The organism is Micromonospora chersina (assembly GCF_900091475.1).
Classification (GTDB): Bacteria; Actinomycetota; Actinomycetes; order Mycobacteriales; family Micromonosporaceae; genus Micromonospora; species Micromonospora chersina.
Map to the genome: position 1 here is coordinate 2,068,037 of NZ_FMIB01000002.1, position 19,779 is coordinate 2,087,815.

The 19,779-nt window shown below is 73.1% G+C and carries 14 protein-coding genes; 4 read left to right on the forward strand and 10 right to left on the reverse strand.

Going from position 1 to position 19,779, the window contains the following annotated elements:
* Nucleotides 1-5: 5 nt before the first annotated feature.
* The 7 genes from GA0070603_RS09580 to GA0070603_RS09610 form a co-directional block, all read right to left on the reverse strand.
* A complete protein-coding gene (locus GA0070603_RS09580) occupies nucleotides 6-1,241 on the reverse strand; it encodes a glycosyltransferase family 4 protein (protein WP_091310432.1) in 1,236 nt (411 codons plus the stop codon).
* Nucleotides 1,238-2,362, reverse strand: a complete 1,125-nt coding sequence (locus GA0070603_RS09585) for a polysaccharide biosynthesis C-terminal domain-containing protein (protein ID WP_091310435.1) — start codon at nucleotides 2,360-2,362, stop codon at nucleotides 1,238-1,240. Before GA0070603_RS09585 ends, GA0070603_RS09580 begins: the two co-directional genes overlap by 4 nt.
* Nucleotides 2,356-3,396 (reverse strand): polysaccharide biosynthesis protein, encoded by a 1,041-nt coding sequence (locus tag GA0070603_RS09590; protein ID WP_091310437.1) that lies wholly within the window; start codon nucleotides 3,394-3,396, stop codon nucleotides 2,356-2,358. The genes GA0070603_RS09585 and GA0070603_RS09590 overlap by 7 nt, the downstream gene beginning before the upstream one ends.
* Before the next feature lie 107 nt (nucleotides 3,397-3,503).
* Nucleotides 3,504-4,709, reverse strand: coding sequence for a glycosyltransferase family 4 protein (locus tag GA0070603_RS09595; protein ID WP_091310439.1), 1,206 nt, complete (start codon nucleotides 4,707-4,709; stop codon nucleotides 3,504-3,506).
* 29 nt (nucleotides 4,710-4,738) lie between these two features.
* Complete coding sequence (locus tag GA0070603_RS09600; protein WP_091310443.1) at nucleotides 4,739-5,863, reverse strand: hypothetical protein; 1,125 nt, start codon at nucleotides 5,861-5,863, stop codon at nucleotides 4,739-4,741.
* Complete coding sequence (locus tag GA0070603_RS09605) at nucleotides 5,860-7,314, reverse strand: lipopolysaccharide biosynthesis protein (protein WP_139131844.1); 1,455 nt, start codon at nucleotides 7,312-7,314, stop codon at nucleotides 5,860-5,862. Before GA0070603_RS09605 ends, GA0070603_RS09600 begins: the two co-directional genes overlap by 4 nt.
* A 47-nt stretch (nucleotides 7,315-7,361) precedes the next feature.
* Nucleotides 7,362-8,780, reverse strand: a complete 1,419-nt coding sequence (locus tag GA0070603_RS09610; protein ID WP_167544526.1) for an O-antigen ligase family protein — start codon at nucleotides 8,778-8,780, stop codon at nucleotides 7,362-7,364.
* Nucleotides 8,781-8,878: 98 nt separating this feature from the next.
* Between GA0070603_RS09610 and GA0070603_RS09615 the strand changes: the two genes are divergently transcribed.
* Nucleotides 8,879-9,802 (forward strand): NAD(+)/NADH kinase, encoded by a 924-nt coding sequence (locus tag GA0070603_RS09615; protein ID WP_091310453.1) that lies wholly within the window; start codon nucleotides 8,879-8,881, stop codon nucleotides 9,800-9,802.
* Nucleotides 9,803-9,823: 21 nt separating this feature from the next.
* Here GA0070603_RS09615 and wecB read toward each other — a convergent pair whose 3' ends face one another.
* The 3 genes from wecB to glgC all read right to left on the reverse strand — a co-directional run bounded on the left by wecB (nucleotide 9,824) and on the right by glgC (nucleotide 13,983).
* Entirely contained in the window at nucleotides 9,824-10,948 is a 1,125-nt protein-coding gene (gene wecB / locus GA0070603_RS09620) for a non-hydrolyzing UDP-N-acetylglucosamine 2-epimerase (protein ID WP_091310456.1), read from the reverse strand.
* Between the two features lie 127 nt (nucleotides 10,949-11,075).
* Nucleotides 11,076-12,719: a phosphoglucomutase (alpha-D-glucose-1,6-bisphosphate-dependent) gene (pgm, locus tag GA0070603_RS09625; RefSeq protein WP_091310460.1), complete on the reverse strand. Its 1,644-nt coding sequence runs from the start codon at nucleotides 12,717-12,719 to the stop codon at nucleotides 11,076-11,078.
* A gap of 31 nt (nucleotides 12,720-12,750) precedes the next feature.
* On the reverse strand, nucleotides 12,751-13,983 hold the full coding sequence (glgC, locus tag GA0070603_RS09630) for a glucose-1-phosphate adenylyltransferase (RefSeq protein ID WP_091310463.1): 1,233 nt from the start codon (nucleotides 13,981-13,983) through the stop codon (nucleotides 12,751-12,753).
* Nucleotides 13,984-14,078: 95 nt separating this feature from the next.
* Here glgC and glgA point away from each other — a divergent pair, with 95 nt between their 5' ends.
* Genes glgA through glgB form a run of 3 tightly spaced genes read left to right on the forward strand, consistent with a single transcriptional unit; the run spans nucleotide 14,079 to nucleotide 19,518 of the window.
* Entirely contained in the window at nucleotides 14,079-15,287 is a 1,209-nt protein-coding gene (glgA, locus tag GA0070603_RS09635; protein WP_091310467.1) for a glycogen synthase, read from the forward strand.
* A 38-nt stretch (nucleotides 15,288-15,325) separates the two neighbouring features.
* On the forward strand, nucleotides 15,326-17,428 hold the full coding sequence (locus tag GA0070603_RS09640) for an alpha-1,4-glucan--maltose-1-phosphate maltosyltransferase (RefSeq protein ID WP_091310470.1): 2,103 nt from the start codon (nucleotides 15,326-15,328) through the stop codon (nucleotides 17,426-17,428).
* Nucleotides 17,416-19,518 carry a 1,4-alpha-glucan branching protein GlgB gene (gene glgB, locus GA0070603_RS09645; protein ID WP_091310473.1) on the forward strand — a complete coding sequence of 701 codons (2,103 nt, stop codon included), beginning with the start codon at nucleotides 17,416-17,418 and terminating at the stop codon, nucleotides 19,516-19,518. The genes GA0070603_RS09640 and glgB overlap by 13 nt, the downstream gene beginning before the upstream one ends.
* Nucleotides 19,519-19,779: the final 261 nt, after the last annotated feature.

The window sequence follows — 19,779 nt, forward strand, 5'->3', positions numbered from 1 at the left end:
AACGGTCAGCGGCGTGCCCCCGCGGCGGCCTTGGTGAGGATGTCCTCGAACTGGTCCACGCCCACCGACAGCGACATCCGGTCGAGGTAGACCTGCCGGGCCCGCGCCCCCAGCTCCGCCCGGGCCGCCGGCGCCAGCGCCGCCGCGTCGGCGAACCGCTCGGCGAGCGCCCGCGGGTCCTCCGGGGCGGCCACCAGACCGACCCGGGCCGAGCCGATGAGCGCGGCCGCGTCGCCGCCCACGGAGCCGATCACCGGCACCCCGCAGGCCAGCGCGGCCTGGAGCTTGGACGGGATGGTGCCGGCGAGCGCCGGCAGGTCGCGCAGGCAGACGAGCTGCCAGTCGGCGGCGGCGTAGAGGTCCGCCATCCGGTCGGCGGGCTGACGGCCGACGAAGCGTACGTTGTCGGCACCCAGCCCGGCGGCGAGCCGGCGGGCGGTGTCCTCGTCGGCGCCGGAACCGACGAGGACCAGGTCCATCCGGTCCCGCACCAGCGCGGCGGCCCGGATGGCCGTGTCGATGCCCTGGAGCAGGCCGAGGTTGCCGGCGAACATCACGGTGCACCGCCCCCGGTGCCCGATCGCCGCGCGCGCCTCCGCCGACGCCGGCACCGGCCGGAACAGCACGTCGTCGGTCCAGTTCCAGACCACCCGTACCCGGTCGGGGTCGGCGCCCTGCCGTACCACCAGGTCGGCCATGGTCGGCGAGATCACCACGACGGCGCCGGCCACCCGGTACGCGGCGCGCATGAGCCGGGTCAGGCCACCGGCGAACGCGCGGCTGGCCCAGCCCGTCGGCGCCATACCCGAGTGGAGCACCGACTCGGGCCAGAGGTCCTGCACGTGCAGCACGACCGGGGTGCGCCGGGCCAGCCGGTGCAGGGCGGCCGCGGCGACGGTGGTGGGCGGCGGGTGGTAGACGTAGGTCACGTCGACGTCGCGCAGGGCGCTCACCCCGGCGAGGGTGCTTGTCGCCGCGAAGGAGGCGAAGCTGAGCACCCGCCGCGCGGCGGAGGTGTCGTGGCTGGGGTAGGACGGCACCCGCCGGACCCGCACCGCGCCCTGCTCCTCGCGGTGCCGCCACCGCTGCCGCCACCCCGGATAGGTGCGGCCGTGCGGATAACTGGGGAACGCGGTGAGGACCCGGACGTCGTGCCCCCGCTCGGCGAGTCCCTGGGCCAGATTTCCGGGGATGAACACGCCCTCCGGCGGATACCACTGGCTGACCAGCCCGATCCTCACGCCGGCACCGCCACCCGGGGCGCCGGCTCCACCGGTTCGGCCCAGGTGTCCGGCCGGGCCGGGTCGAACAGATCGTTGGTCCAGAACAGCGTGACCAGCTCGTCCGGGCCGGTGTTGACGATCTTGTGGACCCACATGGTCGGCATGTCGACGAGCACCGGATCGTCCCCGGACACCGCGAACCGCAGCACCTCGCCGTCGCCGACCCGGCGCAGGCAGATGTCGGCGGTGCCCCGCAGCACGACGAACCGTTCCACCTTAACCAGGTGGAAGTGCTCGCCCCGGGTGACGCCCGGCACGGTCGTCGAGCAGAAGGTCTGCCCCGCTCCCCCGTGCGCCCGGACCGCCTCGACCAACTCGCCCCGGGCGTCGGCCCGCCGGGTCAGCGGCATCGGGTAGTGCGCCGGGAAGCAGTGCGAGCGGTAGGTGTTGAACAGCCGGACGTGGTGCCGGTCGGACAGCGCCGGGATGTCCCCGACCCGGTAGCCGGCGGCCATCGTGGTGAGCCGCCCGGCGAGTTCCCGGACGCCGATCCGCAGCGCGGGCAGCGCCGGGTCCCACGAGCCGCCGGCCGGGACGCCGGCGAGCCGCGCCGCCGCGTCCGTGACGTGCACCAGGTCGAGCTGCCGGTCCTGGTGGACCTCCGGCCGGCCGCCCTCGGCGAGGACCCGGCAGAAGGTGGCGACCACGGAGTTGTAAAACGGGCGGCCGTGCTCCCCGTAGAGGTGGGGCAGCGGCACGTCGTCGAGGGGCAGGCCGGCGTCCGCCAGCACGGCCGCCGCGGCGGCCTTGCCGTCGCCGTACGGGGTGCCGTTGCCCGCCTGCACCGAGTTGGCGTAGACCACCCCGCCGGGCGGGACGGGCGCGGCGCGCAGCCCCTCGGCCAGCGCGACCGCCAGCCGGACGTTGCCGGCCGCCACCTCGGTCGGGTCCTCGGCGCGGTTCACCCCGGCCAGGTGCAGCACCCGGTCGACCCCGCTCACCCTGGCGGCGACCCGTGCCGGGTCGGCCAGGTCGGCCCGGGTGAGGACCACCGGCTCCGGCCAACCCAGGGCGCGCAGCAGCACCCGGACGTGCCAGCCGAGGAAGCCGCCGCCACCGGTGAGGGCCAGCCTCAGCATGCCAGCGCCGGATCCCGCAGCGCGAGTTCCGCGCGCACCTCCGGCAGCGTGCGCAGCAGGTCCATGATCTGGGGTACGCCGAGCCGGGGCGCGTTGGCGGAGTTGAAGTCCTCGACCGGGCCGGCGCCGATCTCCCCCTCGGAGACGTAGAGGGCGTAGTTGAGGTCGCGGGCGTCGACAGGCACGCGGAAGAAGTCGCCGAAGTCCTCCGCCTGGATCAGCTCCTCGCGGGTGGCCAGCGTCTCGTCCGGCTTCTCGCCGTGCCGCAGGCCGATCAGGTCGAGCTTGACCGGCACGTCGAAGAGGCGGCAGACCGCCTCGGCCAGGTCGCCGATGGTGCAGGCGGCCGCCTTGCGGATGAAGATGTCGCCGGCCTGCGCGTGCTGGAACGCGTGCTCGACGAGATCGACCGACTCCTCCAGGGACATCAGGAAGCGCGTCATCTGCGGGTCGGTGACGGTCGGCGCGCGACCGGCCTTGATCTGCTCGATGAACAGCGGGATGACCGAGCCGCGCGAGTACATGACGTTGCCGTAGCGGACGCAGCTCACCGTGGTCGGGCTGTCCGGGTGGTTGCGGGCGTGGGCCTGCGCCACCTTCTCCATGAGGGCCTTGCTCATGCCCATGGCGTTGACCGGGTATACGGCCTTGTCGGTGCTGAGCAGCACCACGTTGCTCACCCCGTTGGACTCGGCGGCCTCGACCACGTTCGCGCTGCCCAGCACGTTGGTCCGGATGGCCTCCAGGGGGAAGAACTCGCAGGAGGGCACCTGCTTGAGCGCGGCGGCGTGGAAGACGTAGTCGACGTCCCGGCAGGCCCGCGCCACCGAGTCGAGGTCGCGTACGTCGCCGACGTAGTAGCGCACCCGGCTCTCGCCCACGGTCTGCCGCATGGCGTCCTGCTTCGCCTCGTCGCGGCTCAGCACGCGTACCTCGCCGACGTCGTGCGTGAGCAGGCGCCGCACCATCGTCTGACCGAAGGAGCCGGTGCCACCGGTGATCAACACCCGGCACCCGGCAGGAAGGACAGTCACAGAAACTCCGCTCCTCGTTACTCGGCCGCGACCTTGACGTACTGACAGGCCAACGAGGCGGGACCGGACGAAGAAACGGAAACAGGCATAAACCAGACGAAAGTCCCTCAGCGCACGGTCTGGCTGACCAGCGTCCGGAGCCGGGGCGCACAGGTCCGCTCCCAGGACAGCTCCGCCCGCGCCGCCGCCGCGTGCCGGTCCGCCGCCACGCACACCTGGTCGGCGTCGTCCAGCAATCGCCGCACGCCCTGCGCGAAGGCCGCCGGCCGGCGGGGGTCGGCGAGCACGCCGACCATGGAGCGGGTCACGAAGCGCCGGGTCGCCGGGAGGTCCGAGGCCACCACGGCCAACCCGACCGTGGCGTACTCGTAGAGCTTGGTGCTGACGCAGAGGGCCGCCTGACCGACGTCCTGCAACGCCGACACGCCGATCCCGCAGCTCGCCAGGAGCCGGCCGACCTCGTGCGGCGGCATCGGGTCGAGCAGGACGAGGTTCGCCGGCGTGCCGTGCCGGCGCAGCAGTTCCTCGAAGGCGTGCCGGGCCGCCGCCGAGGGGAACCGGCGCACCACGAGGAACTCCACCTCCGGCGCGACCCGCGCCAGCTCGTGGGCCAGGCCGACGATGACCTCGGCGCCGAACATCGAGGTGAGGGTGCCGGTGTGCACCACCCGGCGCAGCAGCTCCGGGACGAGCGGCCGGGGCGCGTCGCCGAGCAGCGCGTCCGCCGGGTAGTTCGGGGTGACCGAGGTGGGGATGCCCCAGCCACGGAAGCGGTCACCGAGCTCCTCGGTGGCGACGTTGGCGCCGGCCAGCACCGAGGCGTACCGGCGTTCCACACCGGTGATCATGTGGTGGGCGGGCCGACGCAGCAGCCGCGGGCCCGGCAACCGCTCCGAGTAGTACTCGGGGTAGTACTCGTGGACGTCGTAGAGCACCGGCCGGCCGGTCCGGCGGGCCCAACGGCGTGCCTGCGGCAGCAGGTAGAAGTCGTGGATGTGCCAGCCGTCGGGATCCGCCCGGCGGGCCAGCTCCGCGACCCGGGGCACCAGCCGGAGCCGCTCCCGGAACGACGTCGGCGCGGGAAGCCGGGTCTCCCGGACCCGGTCGTGGGGCCGCGACTCCCCCGGCTCCCCACCGAGCCAGATGAAGTGGACGTCGAACCCCGCGTCGAGCACCGACTGCGCACACCGCAGGATCCGCTGGTCGCCCACCGGGTGGACGGTCGGCACGCAGACGGTGCGCCGCAACGCGGGCACTGTCGGCGCGCGGAGCTGCCACCGGTCTGTGCTGATCTGGCCGTTCGGCACGTCCATGTGTCTCCCTGCTTCGTCGAGGCCCGTGGTCACGGGGTGGCGGTCGATCCGTCCAGGAACGGACGCAGGACCTCGGCCGCCGCGGTTCCGTCATGCCACCGGGCGACGAACGCGGGACCGGCCGCCGCCGTGCCCGCGTAGGCCGCCGGGTCGGCGAGAATCTCCTCCAGCACGGCCGCGAACCGGTGCGGTGGCGCGTCCACGATCGGTGGCTGCTCCGGCATGAGCGCCCGGGTGGGCGCGTCGACGTAGCCGACGACGAGGCGCGCGGCGGCCATGGCCTCGACGGCGGCCACGCCGTAGCTGCCCGTGAGGATCTGGTCGACCACGATGTCGGCGCCGGCCACCAGGTCGGGCATGGCGGCGTGCGCGACCGTCTCCGGGGCCAGGTAGCGGATCCGGCCACGGGCGGCGAGGTCCCGCAGGACGGGGTCGATGACCCGCGTGCCCTTGATCGGCGGGACGGTACGACTGGGCCGGTGCAGCACCGTCGGGGGTCGGGCCGCCAGGGCCGGGCGCGGCGTCCACCAGTCGGCGGCCGCGACGGACACCGGCAGCCAGGACGCCCACGGCGCGTCGAGGAGCAGGTCGGGTGTGCTGACGAACAGGGGGACGCCGAGGTCGGCGGCGATCGTCCGATGCCGACGGGAGAGCCCACGGGCGAGGTCCACCCACTCCCGGGGGGCGGTGGCGTAGTACGAGAACGGGTTCCGCTGGATGTGGGCGTCCGGGTCGCGGAGGTCGGTGCCGTGCGCGATCAGCGCCACCCGCAGACCCTGGCCGGCCAGCAGCGGGACGTCCCCGCCGAGATCCGACCTGCCCACCCGGCCGTACACCGGCAGGAAACCGTCCACCGCGATGTGGGTGGCGTCCCGCAGGACGCGCCGCATCCGCCAGCTTCGCCCCCACGGCGTGCTCAGGCGCGGATGCGGCAGCCGGTGGTCGGCGTGGAACGACAGTCGGCGGCCGGGCCGCAGCCGGGGACGCTGTTCCACCGCGAACGATACGGCCGACCCGCCCAGGCGGCGTTCCACCGCGCGCGCCCACTGGTGCGCCTGTCCGGCGTAGTTCGCGGGCCCGACGGCCAGCCGCCACCGCGTGGTGAGGTCCGCCGTGCCGCCCGGCTGTTCCCGCCGGCGGCTGGACAGGCTCACCGGTGGGCTCCCGACGGGACGGGCGTGCCGGCACCGTCGCCCGCCGGCACCGAGGGCTTCGGCGTGCCCTCGGGGCCGCCCGGCCGGTTCCGGTGGAGCCAGCGGACGGCGAAGCCGAGCAGGACCGCGGTCAACGCGACCGCCAACGCCGTGGCGACGGGTTGCGGGAGGTGCCCCCGGGCGGCCAGGAGGACCGGGTAGGCGGCACCGACCAGCAGCAGGTAGCCCCGGACGGAGCCGGCCCAGCCACGCAGGCTCGAACCGGCCAGGCGCAGCGACCAGCCCACGTACCCGACGCTGATCGCGAGGCCGCTCAGGGAGTACGCGCCGATGCCGACCGTGGCGGAGCCGACGAGGAGCCCGGACGCGAGCGAGCCCAGCCGGAGCGCGGTCTCCAGGCCCGACAGCAGCAGCAGGCTGCGGAGCCGGTCCTTGACCGTCATCAGCGTGCTGAGCGGCGATGACACGAAGGAGGCGGCGAGCCAGGGCGCGAGGAGGGCCGAGATGGACCCGGCGGTCCGCCACTGGGCGCCGAAGGCGAGCACGTACAGCTCCGGGCCCAGCAGGAGGACGAAGCCGAACGTCGGCACGGACAGGAACACGAGCCCTGTGGTGACCCGCTCCACGGCGAGGCGGACATCGCCGCCGTCCCGCTCCAGCGCGGCGATTTTGGGAAAGAAGACGCTGCCGACCGCCTGCCCGATCAGTGCGGCCGGCAGGGTCAGCAGGCGGGTCGCGAACGCGAAGAGCCCGGAGACCGTCACGCCGTAGCAGACCGCCACCACCGGTGCGATGGCGCCGACGCTGATCATGTTCAGCAGCGCCGGCGGGCTCGTCAGCAGGGCGAAGCGCCGCCACTTCACTGTCGTCGACCACCACTGGGCGGCGGAGCGGACGCCGAGGACGCCCGAGCGGCGCAGCAGCGCCACCGAGTAGCAGACACGTCCGGCGACGTAGCCCCCCGTGAGGCCCGTCGCGCCCAGTGGCGCGGCCACGAGCTGCCCGACGCCCTGCACGGCGGCGCCCAGCACCGTCGCTCCGCTCACCGCCGCGAACCGCTCGCGGCGGCTCTGGAGCATCCGGGCGGCCGCCGACGTGCCGAGTGCCGCCACCATGGCGGGCACCAGCAACACGCCCGCCCCGGCGCCGAACGCGGACCACCGGCGGCCGCTCACCACCAGGCAGGTCACGAGGATCGCCAGCATGGCGACGGCGACCAGCACCGCGGCGACGACGGCGGTGGCCGTGAGGACGACGGCTTCCCGGTCGTCCTCGGCAAGCGGAATCGCCATCTCCAGGCGCAGCGTGGCCGCCGTCGCGACGATCAGGGCGAGCGAGAGCGCGATCGAGAACTCGCCGAACTCCCGCGGCGCGTAGAGGCGGGCCAGGAACACGGAGGTCAGCATCGCGATGCCCTGGGCCAGGGCGGTGCTGATCGCGAGATGGGACACGTGCCGGTAGAAGGGAGACGCCCCGGGACCGGAGTGGCGCCGCGGCACTACCTCCTCCTCGCGCCGACGAGGAGGGACCGCGGGCCGGTGACCTGATCGTCGCCCCGCACCCACGGGCTGCCGGCCGGCCTCTGGTCGGTCGGCCCGTCGCCCCGCGACGGGCACATCCGGTGGAGGAGCCAGACCTGGGCGGACGCCTGCCCCAGCAGCAGCCACCACCAGGGCGAGGCCAGGATCGAGCTGGCCGCGAGACCGCTGGCGGCGAAACCGGCGAGCCCGAGGCCGGTCGCCATGCGCAGGTCGAACGCCTCCGCCCGGTGGGCCGCGGCGGCCGTCCGCCGCAGCGTGACGCGCACCAGCACCACGATGACGGCGGCCAGCGGAAGGAGCGCCGGCAGGCCGAACTCGGCGGCGATCTCGGCGAAGCTGTTGTGGGCCACCGTCGTGCCGCCGAGGTCGGCCTCCTGCCACTGACCGGCGAGCAACTCGTACGAGCCGGCGCCGCGCCCGAGCAGCCCGGAGCCGACGAACAGCCGCCAGCCCAGCAGCGTCAGGCTCACCCTCATCTGGTCGGACGCGCGCAGGCTGTCGTTCTCCTCGAACGGGGACGTGAACTGCCCCAGCACGCGCTGCCCCGGCTCGCTCGCGGCGGCGAGCGACAAGCCGATCCACGCGACGAGACCGAGCACCAGCACGGGCACCGCCACGGGCCGCTGGCGCAGGCTCGCCGCCCGGCCGAACCACCACACCGCCACGGGGCCGATCACCAGCGCGCCCAGGAAGCCCGTGCGGCTCTGCGTGGCCACGATCAGGACGATCCAGAGGACGACGAGCCCGGCGTGCAGGACGCGGACCAGGATCGACCTCGCGGCGACGCCGCCCCAGACGAGGAAGGGGAGGCAGGTCAACAGGAACCCGGCGTAGTTGTTGGGGTTGTAGAAGGTGCTGGCGACGAGCGTCGCGTCGGGACCGAGGGCCGCGCCGTCCGACAGGTGACGCCCCGACTGCAGTTCCCAGACCGCGATCGCTCCCGTCACCAGGAAGGCCGCCGTCCAGCCCAGGCGCAGCGTGGCGACGCCGGCGCGTGATCCACCGGAGAAGGCCAGCACGCAGAGCCCCGCCGCGAACGCGTAGGCGATCGCGCCGATCTTCCGGAGCCCGGCGTCCGCGTCCACGGTCCAGAAGAGCGAGACGGGCAGCCACAACGCCCAGGTCACCGCCAGCCACAGGAAGAGCCTGGGCACCACGACGGTGGCCGTCCGCGGCCTGATCAGCAGCAGGAACGCCGGCACGACGGCCAGCACGACGACGAGCCGGTAGAGATTCGGGAAGGTCGCCGGAGAGAGATCGACGGTGGCGTACGCGCCCAGCGCGCCGAGGACCGGGAGGAGCGCCAGCAGCAGCCGCCGCACCGTGCCGAACTCGGGGGATGCCGCGGCGGAGTCGCCGCTGTCGGGAGCCGTCACCACAGTCACGAAACGAACCAGGACGCGCGCGGGTTACTTGATCACCGCGTCTGCCCGTACGCACCGCCGACCGCCTCCGGATGTGGTGAGCTGTACGGGTGGCGGGACTGGGTCTGGTGCTGCACCCCACCCGGGACGTCTCCGAGGTGGTCGGGATCATCGAGCGGTGGGCGTCGGGCCACCGCAAGACGCTGCTGGTCCGCGCCGAGGACGAGCACCGGGTGCCGTCCTGCGTCGAGCCCGTCCCCGCGGACGAGTTGGCCGGCCGCGCCGACGCCCTGATCAGCATCGGCGGCGACGGGACGATGCTCGGCGCGCTGCGCATGGCGGTACGCGACCCGAAGCCGGTGCTCGGCGTGCACCTGGGCCGGCTCGGCTTCCTCGTGGAGGTCGAGCCACCGGACCTGCCGCGGGCGCTGAGCCGGCTCGCGGCGAAGGACTTCACCGTCGAGTCGCACGCCTGCCTCGCCTGCGACGTGTGCGGCGACGACGTGGTGGCCTTCAACGACATCGCGCTGGTCCGCCAGCCCGGCTCCGGTTTCGTCACGGCCACCCTCGCGGTGGACGGCCAGCGGTACGGCTACTACCGCTGCGACGCGCTGGTGGTGAGCACGCCGACCGGCTCGACGGCGTACAGCTACGCGGCGGGCGGCCCGCTGATCTCGCCGGCGGCGGACGCCGTGGTGGTGACCCCGTCGGCGCCCATGGCCGGCATCTCCCGGTCGGTGGTGCTCGCACCGGAGGAGAGCATCCGGCTCGACCTCCGGCCGAACTCGGCGGCGGTCGCCGTCGAGATGGACGGGCTGGTGATCAAGGAGGCGGCGACCGAGGGGGCGGTGCAGATCCGCTACCGCCGGGACGCCGGCCGGGTGGTCCGCTTCGACCCGCAGCGCTACCAGGAACGCAACCAGCTCAAGCTGAGCCTGCTCGACCTGCCGTTCCTGCCCGACCAGCTCCGCGAACTGCTCCCCGAGGAGCTGCGCCGGGAGCGCGACCAGCGGGAGCTGGAACCGCCCTGTTGACCGGGGCGGCGGCTCCGCCGGTCAGACCCGGATGCCGGCCCACTGGTGGTGCCGGCGGACCGTGGAGAGGATGAAGTCGACGACCCGGCGGGAGGTGTCCGGCACGCGGTAGTCCGCCGGGCAGGGCACGCCCTCCGCGGCGACCTGGTCGACCGCGACCCGCACCGCCTCCACCACACCGTGCGGGTCCAGCCCGGTCATGATGATCCCGCCGGCGTCGAGCGCCTCGGGCCGCTCGATCGACTCACGCAGGGTCACCGCGGGGAAGCCGAGGATGGCGGCCTCCTCGCTGATGGTGCCGCTGTCGGACAGCGTGCACCGCGCGCGCGTCTGGAGGCGTACGTAGTCGATGAGGCCGAACGGCTCGTGGAAGGCGATGCCCTCCAGCGCGGTGTCGTCGACGGCGAGGGCCTCCAGGGCCTTGCGAGTGCGGGGGTGGGTGGAGACCAGCAACGGCAGCCCCCACTCGTCGCGGACCGCGCGCAGGCAGTCGAGCAGGCGGTGCAGCCGGTCCGGCCGGTCGACGTTCTCCTCCCGGTGCGCGCTGACCACGAAGTACCCGTCGGGCGCCAGCTCCAGCTGGTCGAGGATCGTCGACGCCTCGATGTCGGCGCGGTAGTGCTCCAGCACCTCCCGCATCGGCGAGCCGGTGTGCAGGATGCGCCGCGGGTGCAGGCCCTCGGCGAGCAGGTTGCGCCGGGCGTGCTCGGTGTAGACCAGGTTGAAGTCGGCCACGTGGTCGACGAGCCGCCGGTTGGTCTCCTCCGGCACGTTGAGGTCGAAGCACCGGTTGCCGGCCTCCATGTGGTAGACCGGCACCCGCATCCGCCGGGCCATCAGGGCGGCGATGCAGCTGTTGGTGTCGCCGAGCACCAGCAGCGCGTCCGGCCGGTACGCGGCGACGGCCTCCTCGACCCCCACGAGGACCCCGCCGAGCACCCGGCCCAGCGAGGCGGTGTCGACACCGAGGAACCGGTCCGGCCGGCGCAGCCGCAGCTCGGTGAAGAAGATGTCGGAGAGCGTCGGGTCCCAGTTCTGCCCGGTGTGCACGAGCACGTGCTCGACCGTGCTGTCCAGCCGGGCCATCACCCGGGACAGCCGGATGATCTCCGGCCGGGTGCCGACCACCGTCATGACGCGGGTCATGGCCCGTCCCCTCGCCTCGGGCCGGCGGCGTGACGCCGGCGCACCACCGTCGCGTACGCACGCCACGGCACCTCCCCCGGAGCAACGAGAGGGCTCCGGGGGAGGTTGTGCGCGGTGCGGGATCCCGTCAGGCCCGGCTGAGCACCTCGGTGACCAGCGCCTTCGCCTCGTCCTGGATCCGGGCGAGGTGCTCCGGCCCGCGGAACGACTCGGCGTAGATCTTGTAGACGTCCTCGGTGCCGGACGGCCGGGCGGCGAACCAGCCCGACGTGGTGGTCACCTTGAGCCCGCCGATCGACGCCCCGTTGCCCGGCGCCGTGGTGAGGGTCGCGCTGATCGGCTCGCCGGCCAGCTCGGTCGCGGTCACCTGCTCGGGCGACAGCTTGGCCAGCACCGCCTTCTGCTCCCGGCTGGCCGGGGCGTCGATCCGGGCGTACGCGGGCGCGCCGAAGCGCTCGGCCAGCTCGGCCCAGTGCTCGCTCGGGGTCTTCCCCGTGGTGGCGATGATCTCCGAGGCGAGCAGGCAGAGCAGGATGCCGTCCTTGTCGGTGGTCCAGGTGCCGCCGTCGCGGCGCAGGAAGGAGGCGCCGGCGCTCTCCTCGCCGCCGAAGCCGACCGCCCCGTCGAGCAGGCCGGGCACGAACCACTTGAAGCCGACCGGCACCTCCAGCAGCGGGCGGCCCAGGTCCGCGGCGACCCGGTCGATCATCGAGGAGGAGACAAGCGTCTTGCCGACCGCCGCCGCCGGCCCCCACTGCTCGCGGGTCCGGAACAGGTGGCCGATGGCCACGGCCAGGTAGTGGTTGGGGTTCATGAGGCCACCGTCCGGCGTGACGATGCCGTGCCGGTCGGCGTCGGCGTCGTTGCCGGTGGAGACCGCGAACCGGTCGCGGGCCGCGATGAGCGAGGCCATGGCGTTCGGCGACGAGCAGTCCATCCGGATCTTGCCGTCGCCGTCGAGGGTCATGAACCGCCAGGTGGGGTCGACCGTCGGGTTGATCACCGTGAGGTCGAGGCGGTGCCGCTCGGCGATCTCCCCCCAGTACGCCACGCTCGCCCCGCCCATCGGGTCGGCGCCGATGCGCACCCCGGCGTCCCGGATCGCGGCGATGTCGAGCGCGGCGGGCAGGTCGTCGACGTAGCGGGCGAGGAAGTCGTACTCCCCGGTGGTGTCGGCGGCGCGCGCCCGCGCGTACGGGATGCGCTTCACCTCCTTGAGCCCGGCGGCGAGGATGCTGTTCGCGCGGTCCTGGATCCACTTCGTGACGTCGGTGTCGGCGGGCCCGCCGTGGGTGGGGTTGTACTTGAAGCCGCCGTCGTCGGGCGGGTTGTGCGACGGCGTGATGACGATGCCGTCGGCGAGCCCGGCGGTGCGCCCCCGGTTGTGGGTGAGGATGGCGTGCGACAGCGCCGGCGTGGGGGTGTAGCCGTCCCGGCTGTCCACCAGCACGGTGACGTCGTTGGCGGCGAGCACCTCCAGCGCGCTGGCCTCCGCCGGGGCCGAGAGCGCGTGGGTGTCCCGGGCCAGGAAGAGCGGGCCGTCCAGGCCCTGCTCCCGCCGGTAGTCGCAGAGCGCCTGGGTGACGGCGAGGATGTGGTCCTCGTTGAAGGCGTTGCGCAGGCTCGACCCGCGGTGCCCGGAGGTGCCGAACGAGACCTGCTGCGCCGGGTCGGTCGGATCGGGGTGCCCGGCGTAGTAGGCGGTGACCAGCCGGGGCACGTCGACCAGGTCGGCGGGCTCGGCGGGCTGGCCGGCACGGGGGTGGGCCACGGTCGGAACCTCCTTGCGATGTGCGGGTGGATCAGGGCTCGACGCGCTGGCCCTTGCCGATGACGACGATGCCGTTGTCGGAGACGGTGTACCGCTGGCGGTCCTTCTCCAGGTCGACGCCGATCTCGGCGCCCTCCGGCACGTAGACGTTCTTGTCCAGGATGGCCCGGCGGACCACCGCGTGACGGCCGATCTCGACACCCTCCATGAGCACCGAGCCGTCCACGTGCGCCCAGGAGTGCACCTTCACCTTCGGCGAGACGATCGAGTTCTCCACCAGCGAGCCGGAGATCACCGAGCCGGGCGACACCATCGAACTGACCGCGCGGCCGACCCGCTCGCCCCAGGCGTGCACGAACTTGGCCGGCGGGTACGGCGGCTGGTTGCTGTAGATCGGCCAGTCGAAGTTGTAGAGGTTGAACACCGGGTGGACGTTGATGAGGTCCATGTGGGCGTCGTAGAAGGAGTCGAGCGTCCCCACGTCCCGCCAGTAGCCGCGGTCGCGGTCGGTGCTGCCCGGCACCTCGTTGTCCTTGAAGTCGTAGACGTTCGCCTCGCCCCGCTCGACGAGCATGGGGATGATGCTGCCGCCCATGTCGTGCTTGCTGGTCTTGTCCTCGGCGTCGCGCTCGACCGCCTCGCAGAGCGCCTTGGTGCTGAAGACGTAGTTGCCCATCGAGGCGTAGATCTGGTCGGGGGCGTCGGGCAGCCCCACGGCGTCGGTCGGCTTCTCGCGGAACGCCCGGATCCGCCGGCCGTCCTCGCCGACCTCGATGACCCCGAACTGGTCGGCCATCGACAGCGGCTGCCGGATGCCGGCCACGGTGACCGCGGCGCCCGAGGCGATGTGGTCCTCCACCATCTGCCGCGGGTCCATCCGGTAGATGTGGTCGGCGCCGAAGACGATCACGTGGTCCGGCTGCTCGTCGTTGATCAGGTTGAAGCTCTGGTAGATCGCGTCGGCCGAGCCGGCGAACCACCACGGGCCGCGGCGCTGCTGCGCCGGCACCGGGGTGACGTAGTTGCCGAGCATCGTCGACATCCGCCACGTCTGCGTGATGTGACGGTCCAGCGAGTGGGACTTGTACTGGGTGAGCACGACGATCTTGAGATAGCCGGCGTTGGCCAGGTTGGAGAGGACGAAGTCGACCATGCGGTACATCCCGCCGAAGGGGACGGCCGGCTTCGCCCGGTCGGTCGTGAGGGGCATCAGGCGCTTGCCCTCCCCGCCGGCCAGGACGATCGCGAGCACCTTGGCAGCCATGCTCCGACGCTATCCATCCCGCACCGACTTCACCACTCGTACGGGCACGTTTCCGCACCCGGTGCGGCGGGGGAAAGCACGCTAGGGTGCCGGTCATGAGCGATTCCGCCCGGCTGCGTGTCGACCTGCTCACCCGCGAGTACCCGCCGGAGGTCTACGGCGGCGCCGGGGTGCACGTCGAGTACCTCGCGCGCGAGCTGCGCCGCCTCGCCGACGTGCGGGTGCACTGCTTCGGCGCGCCCCGCGACGAGCCCGGCGTCACCGCGTACGCCGAACCGGCCGCGCTGGCCGGCGCGAACGCCGCGCTGCGCACCATGGGCGTCGACCTGGAGATGGCCGCCGGCGCGGCCGGCACCGACGTGGTGCACAGCCACACCTGGTACGCCAACCTGGCCGGGCACACCGCGAAGCTGCTGCACGGGGTACCGCACGTGGTCACCGCGCACAGCCTGGAGCCGCTGCGCCCGTGGAAGGCCGAGCAGCTCGGCGGCGGCTACGCGCTCTCCTCCTGGTGCGAGCGCACCGCGTTCGAGGCCGCCAACACGGTCATCGCGGTCAGCGAGGGGATGCGGCGGGACGTGCTGACCGCGTACCCGGAGGTCAACCCCGACCGGGTGCGGGTCGTCTACAACGGCATCGACACCGCGCAGTACGCCCCGGACTCCGGCACCGACGTGGTGGACCGGCTCGGCATCGACCCGGCCCGCCCGAGCGTTGTCTACGTCGGCCGGATCACCCGGCAGAAGGGCCTGCCGTACCTGCTGCGGGCGGCCCGGGAACTGCCCCCCGACACCCAGCTCGTGCTGCTGGCCGGCGCCCCCGACACGCCGGAGATCGCCGCCGAGGTGGAGGGCCTGGTCGCCGAGCTGCGGGCCAATCGGTCGGGCGTGATCTGGATCGCCGAGATGCTGCCCAAGCACGAGGTGATCCAGGTGCTCACCCACGCCACCATCTTCGTCTGCCCGTCCGTCTACGAGCCGATGGGCATCGTCAACCTGGAGGCCATGGCCTGCGAGACCGCCGTGGTGGCCACCGCCACGGGCGGCATCCCCGAGGTGGTCGCCGACGGCGAGACCGGGCTGCTGGTCCCCATCGAGCAGGCCGGCGACGGCAGCGGCCGGCCGCTGGACCCGGGCCGCTTCGTGGCCGACCTGGCGGCGACGATCAACGACCTGCTGGCCGACCCGAAGCGGGCCGAGGAGTTCGGTCTCGCCGGCCGCCGCCGGGCCGTCGAACACTTCTCCTGGGACACCATCGCGCAGCGCACCCTCGAGGTGTACCGGTCGGTGGGCGCCGCCGGCTGACCCGAGCGCGAAGCGATCTCGCGCAGTAGGTTGAACCGGTGACTGGACGGTTCCCGATCGAAGACGTCTCCCCCGTCGTCGCCTGCGGTCGCTACCCGGCCAAGGCGGTGGTCGGCGAGATCGTGCCCGTGTCGGCCCGCGCCTACCGCGAGGGCCACGACGCGCTCGGCTGCAACGTGGTCTGGCTCGGCCCGGACGGCGCCGCCCGCCCGTTCACCCGGATGCGCCCCGGCGAGCCCGGCCAGGACCGCTGGCACGCCACCATCCGCCCCGACGCGGTCGGCACCTGGCGGTTCACCGTGGAGGCGTTCCAGGATCCGTACCTGACCTGGCAGAACGCCGTAACCAAGAAGCTCGCCGCCGGCCAGGGCCCGGCCGAGCTGGCCAACGACCTGGCCGAGGGCGCCCGGGTCCTCGAAGCCGCCCTCGACCTCGTGCCGAAGGACGACCTCGACCGGGTCCGGGCCGCGGTCGACGCCCTGCGCGACGACGACGAGGACCTGCCCCGCCGGGTCGGCCCGGCGCTCGACCTGGCCCCGCTGCTCTGGGACCACCCCGTCCGCGAGCTGGTCACCACCGGCGACGAGCACAGCATCTGGGTCGACCGGCCGCGGGCGCTGTTCTCCGCCTGGTACGAGTTCTTCCCCCGCTCCGAGGGCGCCATCCCGGCCACCGTCGACGCGCCCGCCCGCTCTGGCACCTTCGTCACCGCCCTGGACCGGCTGCCCGGCGTCGCCGCCATGGGCTTCGACGTGCTCTACCTGCCGCCGATCCACCCGATCGGCCGGGTCAACCGCAAGGGCCCCAACAACGCGCTCACCGCCGGGCCGGACGACGTCGGCTCGCCCTGGGCGATCGGCGCCGCCGAGGGCGGCCACGACGCCATCCACCCCGACCTGGGTACGCCGGAGGACTTCCGCGACTTCATCGCGGCGGCCGCCGAGCAGGGGCTGGAGGTGGCCATGGACCTGGCGTTGCAGTGCGCCCCCGACCACCCGTGGGTGACCGAGCACCCGGAGTGGTTCACCACCCGGGCTGACGGCAGCATCGCGTACGCGGAGAACCCGCCGAAGAAGTACCAGGACATCTACCCGCTGAACTTCGACAACGACCCGGAGGGCATCCGGGCGGAGATCCTGCGGGTGGTGCTGCACTGGGTCGGCGAGGGCATCCGGATCTTCCGGGTCGACAACCCGCACACCAAGCCGTTCGACTTCTGGCACTGGCTGATCTGGGAGGTCAAGAAGGTCGACCCGGACGTGCTCTTCCTCGCCGAGGCGTTCACCCGCCCGGCGATCATGCACGGGCTCGGGAAGATCGGCTTCACCCAGTCGTACACCTATTTCACCTGGCGCACGTCGGCGGCCGAGATGCGGGAATACTGCGCGGAGCTGGTCGCGGCGGCCGACTACATGCGACCCAACTTCTGGCCGAACACGCCCGACATCCTGCACGAGTCGCTCCAGCACGGCGGCCCGCCGATGTTCAAGATCCGGGCGGTGCTGGCCGCGCTGCTCTCCCCCTCCTGGGGCATGTACGCCGGCTACGAGCTGTTCGAGCACGTCGCCCGCCCCGGCGCCGAGGAGTACCTGGACAACGAGAAGTACGAGCTGCGCCCCCGGGACTGGGCGGGCGCGCAGGAGCAGGGCCGGTCGCTCGCCCCGTTCATCGCCACCCTCAACCGGGTCCGCCGGGACAACCCCGCCCTGCACCGGCTGCGCAACCTGCGCTTCCACGACATCGACAACCCGGCGCTGCTCTGCTGGTCCAAGCACGACCCGGACACCGGCAACACGGTGATCGTGGTGTGCTCGTTCGACTCCCGCGCCGTGCAGTGGGGCAACACCACCCTGGACATGCCGGCGCTCGGCTTCGACTGGCACGAGCGGTTCACCGTGCACGACGAGCTGACCGGCGCCGACTACGACTGGGGGCAGCGCAACGCGGTGCGGCTCGACCCGTACCTGCAACCCGCGCACGTGTTCACCGTGCGGCGGCCCGCCCCGCCGGCCGAGCCCGAGGCCGCGCCGCCGGCCCCGGCGGCGCCCGACCTGACCGTCGAAGACGTACCCGCCGACCTCTCCGGCGGCACCGCCCCGACCGCACCGGCCGTGAAGGACGACCCACGATGGAGCAGCTGATCGCCGGCCAGGCGCACGACCCGCACGCCACGCTCGGCGCGCACCCCGCCGACGGGCACACCACCATCCGGACCCTGCGCCGGGGCGCGACCGACGTGGCCGTCGTCGCCGGCGACGAGCGGCACCCCATGAAGCGGGTGCACGACGGGGGCGTCTTCGAGGCCGTGCTGCCCGGCGAGGTGCTCGACTACCGGGTCGAGGTCGACGGCGCGGTGCACGACGACCCCTACCGCTACCCGCCCACCCTCGGGGAGCTGGACCTGCACCTGATCGGCGAGGGCCGGCACGAACGGCTCTGGGAGGCGCTCGGCGCCCGGGTCTTCGACGAGGGCGTGGCGTTCACCGTGTGGGCGCCCAACGCCCGCGGGGTGCGGGTCGTCGGCGACTTCACCGGCTGGGGTCCCGACGACGGCTGGCCGATGCGCTCACTCGGCTCCAGCGGGGTGTGGGAGGTCTTCGTGCCCGGCGCGACAGTGGGCAGCCGGTACAAGTACCGGATCCTGGGCGCCGACGGGCACTGGCGGGACAAGGCCGACCCGATGGCGGTTCGCACCGAGGTGCCGCCCGCCACCGCCTCCGTGGTGCACCACTCCCGGTACGCCTGGGGCGACACCGACTGGCTCGCCCGCCGGGCGCGCCGGCAGCCGCACCAGGAACCCATGAGCGTGTACGAGGTCCACCTCGGCTCCTGGCGCCCCGGCCTCGGCTACCGCGAACTGGCCGAGCAGCTCACCGCGTACGTCACCGAACTCGGCTTCACCCACGTCGAGTTCCTGCCCGTCATGGAGCACCCCTTCGGCGGCTCCTGGGGCTACCAGGTCACCGGCTACTACGCCCCCACCGCCCGGTTCGGCGACCCCGACGAGTTCCGCCACCTGGTCGACCGGCTGCACCAGGCCGGCATCGGAGTCATCCTCGACTGGGTGCCGGCGCACTTCCCCAAGGACGAGTGGGCCCTCGCCCGCTTCGACGGCACCCCCCTCTACGAGCACCCCGACCCGCGCCGCGGCGAGCACCCCGACTGGGGCACGTACGTCTTCGACTTCGGCCGCCGCGAGGTCCGCAACTTCCTGGTCGCCAACGCCCTCTACTGGCTGGACGAGTTCCACGTCGACGGGCTGCGGGTCGACGCGGTCGCCTCGATGCTCTACCTGGACTACTCCCGCCAGGAGGGCCAGTGGGCGCCCAACGTGCACGGCGGCCGGGAGAACCTGGAGGCCATCGCGTTCCTCCAGGAGGTCAACGCCACCGTCTACAAGCACCACGCCGGTGTGGTGATGGTCGCCGAGGAGTCCACCGCCTGGCCCGGTGTCACCCGCCCCACCGCCGAGGGCGGGCTGGGCTTCGGCTTCAAGTGGAACATGGGCTGGATGCACGACACCCTGCTCTACACCTCCAAGGACCCGATCTACCGGCAGCACCACCACCATCAGCTCACCTTCTCCCTGGCGTACGCCTGGAGCGAGAACTACGTGCTGCCCATCAGCCACGACGAGGTGGTGCACGGCAAGGGCTCCCTGACCGGCAAGATGCCCGGCGACACGTGGCAGCGGCTGGCCAACGTCCGGGCGCTGCTCGCGTACATGTGGGCGCACCCCGGCAAGCAACTGCTCTTCATGGGCTGCGAACTCGCCGACGACCGCGAGTGGAGCGAGGAGCGCGGCCTCGACTGGTACCTGCTGCACGACCCGGCGCGCGCCGGCGTGCAGCGCCTCGTCGGCGACCTCAACCGCGTCTACCGGGAGACCCCGGCGCTCTGGGCGCAGGACACCGACCCCGCCGGCTTCCGCTGGATCGCCGGGGACGACGTCGCCAACAACACCGTCTCGTTCATCCGGATCGCCCCCGACGGCCAGACCCTCGTCTGCGTGGCCAACTTCTCCGCGCTGCCACTGGAGGGCTACCGGGTCGGCCTGCCCGCCGGCGGCGCCTGGACCGAACTGCTCAACACCGACGCCCACCACTACGGCGGGTCCGGGGTGGGCAACCTCGGCACGGTGCACGCCGAGAGCGTGCCGTGGCACGGCATGCCGGCCTCAGCGGCGCTGCGGGTGCCGCCCCTCGGCGTCCTCTGGCTCCGCCCCGCCTGAGCATCGCTGCCCTCTTCCCGCCGCTCGTGACACGTGGTCCGTGGTCCATGGCGTGGAGTCCGTGCTCCGTGGCCTGGGTTCGTGGCTGGCTGCCGGATCTTGGAGAGTTACCGTTCGTGGCGAACCGTAACTCTCCAAGATCGCCGGGCACCGCCGGCGACATGCGCGGAGAGTAGCGCCATCGCCCGCGATCACTACGCTCCGTCGAGATGTCGCGCGGAGCCGCGATCGACCTGAACGGACGTGCCTCACCCTCCGTAC